The organism is Mesorhizobium sp. M7A.F.Ca.AU.002.02.1.1, assembly GCF_003998535.1.
Lineage (GTDB): Bacteria > Pseudomonadota > Alphaproteobacteria > Rhizobiales > Rhizobiaceae > Mesorhizobium > Mesorhizobium ciceri.
The window spans coordinates 1-4,621 of the sequence record NZ_RZPB01000498.1 but is presented as its reverse complement, the minus strand read 5'-3'; the positions used below and the strand labels follow the sequence as shown (position 1 = coordinate 4,621).

The window sequence follows — 4,621 nt, the reverse complement described above, 5'->3', positions numbered from 1 at the left end:
TTGGGGAACCGCGGCGCCACTTTCTGCATGGGCGTTCCGTGCGAAAAGCTGGTGCCGAAGATCAGTTTGTTGCCGGCGCTGGCCAGCTCGCGGAAAATGCGCTCCGCATCCTGCGGCATGAAGATGTTGTCGATGACGGTGAGTTCGGCCTTGTCGCCGAACGCGGCTTTGATCGCCTCGACGCCAAGGCTGTGCTGCTTGGTCCAGCCGATTTCGGCGATCGGCGAGACGTAGACGACGCCGATCTTGAGCACCTCTTGAGCCTTGGCGACCGTGCTCAGCCCTCCGGCACCGAGCGCAGCACCCAGCGCACCGCTGTATTTCAGGAATCCGCGTCTTGTCAGGTCGTTCATGTCGGTAACCCTCTGTTGGTTTTTTTGGTTGATGCCCGGCTTGTCGATGCCCGGTCTTTGTTAGGGAGATGGACGTGCGCGTGCACCGCGCCGTCGCCATTCCCGGATGGTTTTGCCTGCCTCAATCCAGCCGATATCGTCGCTCCGTCGGCCTTGCCGTCGAGATAGGGTGCGAGCGCTTCGGCAGGCGTCATCTCCGGAAACACGTCGCGATCCATGATATAGCCGCGCACCACGGTGCGGTGATGCGTGTCGATCAGGTCCATGGCCTGTTTCAGGCGGCCCTTTTCCAGGAGGTCGACGACCCTCGAATGATCGTCGAGCAGATTGCAATAGTCGAAATCGGCTGAAATGAGCGAGCGCAGCAGCGTCGTGCGGCGCACCAGCTGGGCATGGATTTCCTGCATCACCTTGTTGCGGCTAAGGCGCACGAACACCGTGTGGAATTCCTGGCCGAGCACGTCGGCCAGCGCATCGTTGCCGGCGGCGACTGCCTGGCGCTGGCGTTCGACATGCTGGCGCAGCTCGGCCCATCCGGCGGGGCCAAGGCGATCGCTGAGCTGGGCCGCCACCCCCTGTTCGACAAGGGTCAGCGCGTCGTAAATCTCCATTGCCTCCTGCATGCTTGGCCTGGCGACGAAGGCGCCGCGGTTGCGCTCGATCTGCGCCAGCCCGTCATCGGCGAGCCGTATCAGGGCCTGACGCACCACGATGCGGCTGACATCGAATATCTCGGCAAGCTCGCGCTCGCCGAGCTTGCAGCCGGGCACCAGCCGATGGTCGATGATGGCGCGGGTCAGCGTGTCCGCGATCGTCTGGGAGCGGCTGCTCAAGGCACGGTTCTCCGCCTTTGCGACGACATGATCAGCAGGCTTTCCATGATGAAGACATGACGCTTCGGGATGTGCCATATCCCAGGTTCAGGTTTTCCATATCGGAATTCAATCATCATAGTCTGTCAACACAAAAAATGATTTTGGCTGACAAAAAATCATTGATTGGTATCCAATCTTGTGATTTCGTCATTGCGAAACGTCAGGCTAGGTTCGTGGTGAAGGGCTAGCCGAGTTGGGAGGGATGCCGATGGCAACCCGTTGCGTCGACCGCGAGCTTCTGAACGACTGGCATATCGTCGCTGACCAGGAATCGCTCAGCCAGGATGTGCCCTTTTCGACCCGTCTGCTTGGGGTCGATCTCGTCGTTCGAAAACATTCAAACAAGATCGAAGTCGTTCGCAACGATACCGGCGACGTGTTGAAGAGCGCCGAGCGCTATGGCTTCGTCTGGACCTGTCTGGACAAACCCTGGCGCGACATCATCTACATCCCCGAGGCCAACGAGGCGGATCGACATCTGGTCAGCGGCGGCTCGATCGCGGTCAAGGTGTCGGGCCTTCGCGCCGTCGAGAATTTTCTCGACATGGGGCATTTCCCCTTCATCCACACAGGCTGGCTCGGCGAGGAGCCGCATACCGAGGTCGTGCCTTACAAGGTGGAAATCACGCCCCAGGACGAGGTGCTGGCGACCGAATGCAAATTCTACCAGCCCATCGCGTCGCCGACCGCGAAGGAAGGGTTCGTCGTCGAGTACATCTACAAGGTGATCCGGCCCTATACGGTGGCGCTCTACAAGAGCAATCCGATCCAGAAGGGGAGGCTGGATGTCATCACGCTGTTCGTGCAGCCGGTCGACGAGGAGAACTGCGTCGCGCATCCCTATCTCTGCTACCTCAAGGAGGGCATGGATGCGGCGACGGTGCGCAGTTTCATGCAATTGATCTTCGCGCAGGACAAGCCGATCCTGGAAAACCAGGTCCCCAAGCGCCTGCCGCTCGATCCGCGCGCCGAGACGCCGATCCGCGCCGATGCCGTCTCGGTTTCCTATCGGCGCTGGCTGCGTGACAGGGCGGTCACCTATGGTGCGATACCGGCACAGATCTGATGACGTCCGAGGGTATTTGAAGGGATAACATGATGACGAAATGCGCTGATCCCGTGATCCTCAATCTCTGGCATCCCGTGGGCGCCATCGCGGAAGCTGCTCCCGGCGCCGTCCAGGAGACCGTTCTGCTCGAGGAGCGCCTCAGCTTTGCGGTGGACGCGGATGGCGAGCCCGTCGTCTGGCGCTCGCGTCCCGATGTGCAAAGGGCTGACCATATTCCACCCGCCGACAGGCTGCCTGCAATAAGCGCCTATGGCTATGTCTGGACTTCGCTCGGGTCGCCGCCGGCCGAGCTGTTCCCGATCCCCGAATATCAAGAGCCGGACCGCCGCAAGCTCAATGCGGCAACGTTCGGCGTCAACGTCTCGGCGCCACGCGCCATCGAGAACTTTCTCGACATGGGCCACTTCCCCTATGTGCATACCGACATACTCGGCGTCGAGCCGCATACCGAAGTCAAGGAATACGACGTCGAGATCTCCGTCGATCGCGACGAGATCCTGGCCACGCGCTGCCGCTTCTTCCAGCCGATGGCGTCGACGGCGTCCGATGGCGGCGCCGACGTCGACTACGTCTATCGCGTGCCGCATCCCTATTGCTCGGTGCTCTATAAATCGAGCCCGGTCGACGAGACCCGGCGCGATGTCATCGCCGTCTTCCTGCAGCCGGTCGACCAGGAGCATGTGCGCGCCCACATGCTGCTTTGCGTGCTCGACGAAGACAATGAAGACAAGGTGATCAAGCGTTTCCAGCAGACGATCTTCGGCCAGGACAAGCCGATCCTGGAAAACCAGGTGCCGAAGCGCCTGCCGCTCGATCCGCGCGCCGAGACGCCGATCCGCGCTGACAAGTCGGCCATCGCCTACCGGCGCTGGCTCAGCCAGAAGGGCGTGACCTACGGGGTCATCCCGGCTGCAGCCTGACAGACATTTTGGAGACGATTGATGTTGGAAGAAGCCAGAAGCCGGTGGCATCCGATCGCCGCTGCCCATGATTTGCCGTTTCGCCACGTTTTCCACGGCCAGTTGCTGGGCCGGGAATTCGCCGTGTGGCGGGCCGATGACGGTTACGTCAACATCTGGGAGAACCGCTGCCTGCATCGCGGCGTCAGGCTGTCGATCGGCATCAATGACGGGCGCGAACTGAAATGCCAGTATCACGGCTGGCGTTATTCGAACCGCACCGCTGGCTGCACCTATATCCCGGCTCATCCGGCCGATGCACCCGCCCGCACCATCACCAACCGCACTTTTCCGGCGGTCGAACGTTATGGCTTGGTCTGGTCCTCGGAAGAGCCGCGCGGGGAGGTGCCTGAGATTGCCGGCCTCGCCGAAGACAAGCTCCTCGCCTTGCGCGGCATCGCGGTCAACGCGCCGGCCGACAAAGTCGTCGAGAGGCTGAGAGCCTATCGCTTTCAACCCAACGGAGCGATCGACGGCGAGGGCGCCGACATTCTCGTCGAAGCCGCCCAGGATTTCGCTGTGGCGCTTCGCTCGCGAGCCAGCGGCGCCGAGACGCAGGGCGTTTTCTTCGTGCAGCCGGTCGATTCCAACCGTTCGGTGATCCGCGGCGTGCTCGATCAGGAGGCCGAGGGCGCCGCGCGCATTGCCATTCTGCGTCACCACAATGAGCGGCTTTCCAAGCTGCGCGACGAGGTCGAGCGCGACGTGGCGAACGCGCCGGCGCCGGCGCCGCTCGAGCCGGTCTACGAACGGGTCTCGGCCGAACTCGCCGAAATGCCTGAGGTGACCACGCATGGCCGCAAGGCTGCGCTGCGTGTCAGCGTGGCCAGAAAATGGCAGACCGCCGACGGGATCGCAGGCTTCGAGCTTCGTCCGATCAAGGGCATCCTGCCGACGTTCCAGCCTGGAGCTCATATCGACGTCCACATGCCCAATGGCGAGATCAGGCAGTATTCGATCACCAACGGTCCTGGTGAAACCGACAGCTTCACCATCGGCGTCAAGCTGGAACGGGACTCCAAGGGTGGCTCGAAATGCATGCATGAGACGGTGCGAGAGGGCGACGTGCTGGCGATTTCCGAGCCACGCAACAACTTCCCGCTGCGCCGCGATGCGATCAAGACGCTGTTCGTCGCCGGCGGCATCGGCATCACGCCGCTGCTCGCCATGGCGCAGGCGCTGAAGAACCAGGAGCTTGCGCACGAGCTGCATTATTTCGCGCAAGGCGAGGAACACCTCGCCTTTGCCGATCGGCTGAAGCATCTCGGCGATGCGCTGAAGCCGCATCTCGGCCTCTCGCCCGACGCGACCGGCGCCGAGCTTCGACAACTCCTCGCCGGTTATCGCAATGGCATGCATCTCTAC

At 62.1% G+C, this 4,621-nt stretch carries 5 protein-coding genes; 3 read left to right on the top strand and 2 right to left on the bottom strand.

Annotated features, from left to right (window positions below):
* Together EN879_RS25095 and EN879_RS25090 are read right to left on the bottom strand one after the other, a co-directional pair.
* A partial coding sequence (locus tag EN879_RS25095) for a twin-arginine translocation signal domain-containing protein (RefSeq protein ID WP_127274315.1) occupies positions 1 to 353 on the bottom strand: 353 nt, incomplete at its 3' end.
* Positions 350 to 1,186 (bottom strand): GntR family transcriptional regulator, encoded by an 837-nt coding sequence (locus EN879_RS25090; protein WP_024505100.1) that lies wholly within the window; start codon positions 1,184 to 1,186, stop codon positions 350 to 352. The genes EN879_RS25090 and EN879_RS25095, both read right to left, overlap by 4 nt.
* 250 nt (positions 1,187 to 1,436) lie before the next feature.
* On the opposite strand from EN879_RS25090, the gene EN879_RS25085 reads away from it, so the two are divergent.
* From EN879_RS25085 to EN879_RS25075, 3 genes are all read left to right on the top strand, one after another.
* Entirely contained in the window at positions 1,437 to 2,294 is an 858-nt protein-coding gene (locus EN879_RS25085; RefSeq protein ID WP_032809603.1) for an aromatic ring-hydroxylating dioxygenase subunit alpha, read from the top strand.
* Between the two features lie 29 nt (positions 2,295 to 2,323).
* Positions 2,324 to 3,217 carry an aromatic ring-hydroxylating dioxygenase subunit alpha gene (locus EN879_RS25080; protein ID WP_013529897.1) on the top strand — a complete coding sequence of 298 codons (894 nt, stop codon included), beginning with the start codon at positions 2,324 to 2,326 and terminating at the stop codon, positions 3,215 to 3,217.
* A gap of 21 nt (positions 3,218 to 3,238) precedes the next feature.
* The coding region (locus EN879_RS25075; protein ID WP_127274314.1) for a Rieske 2Fe-2S domain-containing protein at positions 3,239 to 4,621 on the top strand (1,383 nt) is incomplete at its 3' end.

Coding starts and splice junctions, on each gene's coding strand:
- EN879_RS25085 (WP_032809603.1), top strand. CDS start 1,437: ATGGCAACCCGTTGCGTCGACCGCGAGCTTCTGAACGACTGGCATATC.
- EN879_RS25080 (WP_013529897.1), top strand. CDS start 2,324: ATGATGACGAAATGCGCTGATCCCGTGATCCTCAATCTCTGGCATCCC.